Annotated in this window: 1 protein-coding gene; it reads right to left on the reverse strand. The window is 60.6% G+C overall.

Features of this window, described 5'->3' with window-relative positions; genetic code table 11:
* Positions 1 to 44: 44 nt before the first annotated feature.
* The coding region (ppk2, locus tag AC1D1X_RS25095) for a polyphosphate kinase 2 (protein WP_477699604.1) at positions 45 to 670 on the reverse strand (626 nt) is incomplete at its 5' end.

Raw genomic sequence — 670 nt, forward strand, 5'->3', positions numbered from 1 at the left:
GGACAGGGGTGGGTCTATTTCTGAAGTGAGCCTGAACGGGGGTGTTAGTAGATTTCCGGTACCACAATGTTTTGTGGGACCGGAACGCGCACATAGTCCTCATGGCGCACCCGTTCGGGCAGCACGATGGGCGGGTGCGGGGTTTCCTGGTAGGGCATCTGCTGCAGCAGGTGGTGGATGCAGTTCAGGCGGGCTTTTTTCTTGTCGTCCGCCTGCACCACCCACCATGGGGCCTCGGGGATGTGGGTGCGGTCCAGCATGATCTCCTTGGCCTTGGTGTACTCCTCCCAGCGGCGGCGTGACTCCAGATCCATGGGGCTGAGCTTCCATTGCTTGAGCGGGTCGTGGATGCGCCCGAGAAAGCGCAGGTGCTGCTCTTCATCGGAAATGGAAAACCAGTACTTGATGAGCTGTATGCCCGAACGCACCAGCATCTTTTCAAACTCCGGCACGGTACGGAAAAATTCTTCGTACTGGTCGTCGGTGCAAAAGCCCATGACGCGTTCCACGCCGGCGCGGTTGTACCAGCTGCGGTCAAACAGCACGATCTCGCCGGCTGCCGGCAAATGGGACACATAACGCTGGAAGTACCACTGCGTGCGCTCGCGGTCGTTCGGGGCCGGCAATGCCGCCACACGGCAGACGCGCGGATTGAGCCGCTGGGTGATGC

The organism is Polaromonas sp. P1_G4, from assembly GCF_056405475.1.